Source organism: Methylomonas rivi, from assembly GCF_024505165.1.
GTDB classification, from domain to species: domain Bacteria; phylum Pseudomonadota; class Gammaproteobacteria; order Methylococcales; family Methylomonadaceae; genus Methylomonas; species Methylomonas rivi.
The window spans coordinates 1-1,234 of sequence record NZ_JANIBK010000319.1; the positions used below are offsets into that span (position 1 = coordinate 1).

Sequence of the window (1,234 nt, forward strand, 5' to 3'; positions counted from 1 at the left end):
GTTTAGCTTTTGAGGTGGTTTCAAAAAATAAAAGGGCTGTATAGGCATTAATAACTTTTAATACCGAAGGTTCGTATTTGTAATCAGACCATATATTGAAATCATTCAAAGAGTTAATGGTTTTTATTGAGTGCTTTACTAGATTTCTTTTATCTTTAAGCTTTGATGTCCAGTTAACAGTTCCTTGTGTGCGGTAAAAACTCATCGGTTCCGGTAGAAACAGAATGCCATTTGGCAGTGATCCGATATATTGGATATACATATCACCGACAGGAGCTAAATAAAACCACTCAGGAAGGTTATCAAATACCGATTTTCTGAACACTAATGAACAAGTAGGGCAAAATTCACCTCCACCTTCAATAGACTCACTCGGTGAAAAAATATGTTTTGTCAATGAGTGTTGACAGACTATAGAGCACTCATTTTGTACTAGACTTGAATCCGAATACGCTGGGTGAAATGTAATATTAATATGCGCATTATTTTCAAGTTCGTTAACTTGTATGCTCAATTTATTATTATTTAGCCAGTAATCGTCACCCTCACATAGCGCAAAATATTTGCCTGCTGCCTTTTTAAAAACAACCGGCATAGGTTTAACTCCTTTAGAAAACTGGTTTTCAGTTTCATAAATGGGTTTTATTAAATTAGGAAACTTTTTGACATATTCACTTATAATATCTGTTGTTTTATCGGTAGAACAGTCATCACGAATAATAATCTCAAATGGAAAATCCGTGTCTTGCATTAAAAAACCATCAATAGCATCGCTGATATAATTTTCATGGTTGAAAGTTGTGCAACAAACGCTAACTAATGGCGGTTCTTTTGTGCTCCAGTCTTTCATAATGTCTTGTTCGGTTCTATTGATCATTATAACGCCTTGGTATCTTCTAAAGGCTTAGCTTTGCGCATGGATATAATTTGCTGTATAAATGATAAATATGATCTTGTTCTAAATATTTTGCTAAAAGTAAAATATAACACTAAAAATATTACGCCTTTTGCAATGAGTAATAAATCACTTTCAATGTATATTGAACTCATCAAGTAGTTCGTAAGTGCTGCTGACAGTGTTGCTACTATTGCTTGATCAATAAGTGGTTCAATGAGATTAAAGATAGATAAATTTATTTCCCGCGCGGCGAATATAATATTAAGCGTGATGCCTAAAATAGAAACTATCATCAGCCCATAAAGATAGCTATTAATGCTAAAAAGATAAAGATTT

The 1,234-nt window shown here is 33.2% G+C and carries 2 protein-coding genes; both read right to left on the bottom strand.

Features of this window, described 5'->3' with window-relative positions:
- Positions 1-877: glycosyltransferase (locus NP596_RS21450; protein ID WP_256617416.1), on the bottom strand; the 877-nt coding region annotated here is incomplete at its 3' end.
- The coding region (locus tag NP596_RS21455) for a hypothetical protein (RefSeq protein ID WP_256617417.1) at positions 877-1,234 on the bottom strand (358 nt) is incomplete at its 5' end. The genes NP596_RS21450 and NP596_RS21455, both read right to left, overlap by 1 nt.